1 protein-coding gene and 1 pseudogene are annotated in these 811 nt (G+C 62.4%); both read left to right on the top strand.

Annotated features, from left to right (window positions below; genetic code table 11):
- A pseudogene (locus D1646_RS21170) lies at positions 1–609 on the top strand (DEAD/DEAH box helicase); the annotation flags it as partial.
- Positions 609–811: PriCT-2 domain-containing protein (locus tag D1646_RS21165; protein ID WP_160638349.1), on the top strand; the 203-nt coding region annotated here is incomplete at its 3' end. The pseudogene D1646_RS21170 and the gene D1646_RS21165, both read left to right, overlap by 1 nt.

Below are 811 nucleotides of genomic sequence, written 5' to 3'. Positions count from 1 at the left end.
GACCACCTTCTGCTGCTGGACTTCCTGTGGCACACTCAGCACCACGAGCTGTGCCGCCCCGCCAGCCTTATCTGTGAAAATGAAGAGGTGGCCCAAAAGATGACCGAAACCATACAACAATCTTCCGGGCCCGTGGATATACAGGAGGCGGAGCGCCAGGCCAGTCAGGAGGTGGTAGTCCAGCGGGAGCAGGCCCTGGCCAAGCAGCTGGCCGAAATGCGCCATCGGAAAAAGCGGCTGGTGGACCCCCTTCAGTTTGAAATGTCCATTCAGGCGGAGGACCTGACCGGATACCGGCCCTCCTTTGGCTGGGAGATGGGCCCGCCCAGCGCCGGACAGTGTTCCGCCCTGGAGAAAGCTGGCATTCTCCCCGACCAGATCGAGAACGCAGGCAAGGCATCGCTGCTGCTGGAGCGCCTGGCCAAGCGCCGGCAGGAAGGACTGTCCACGCCAAAGCAGATCAGGAGGCTGGAGATGTACGGCTTCCGGCATGTGGGCCAGTGGTCCTTCGAGGCGGCCAGTAATATGATTAACCGCATTGCGGCCATGGGCTGGAAGGGGGTCCCCAGAGGGGTGGACCCCGCCTCTTATCAGCCAGAGGAGGTATAATGGAGAGAGAGACCAACTGGAGTGAGCTGTTGACCTATATTGACCCCGCCCGCCTGAGCTACCAGCAGTGGCTGGAGGTGGGCATGGGCCTGCATGAGGCGGGTGCCTCTCCCCAGGACTGGGAGGACTGGAGCCGCAGGGATCCGGAGCGCTACCGCCAGGGGGAGTGCCTGCGCAAGTGGAACACCTTTCACGGGACTGA

This window comes from Pseudoflavonifractor sp. 60 (genome assembly GCF_009911645.1).
Lineage (GTDB): Bacteria > Bacillota > Clostridia > Oscillospirales > Oscillospiraceae > Lawsonibacter.
This window is presented reverse-complemented; position numbering and strand designations above follow the sequence as displayed.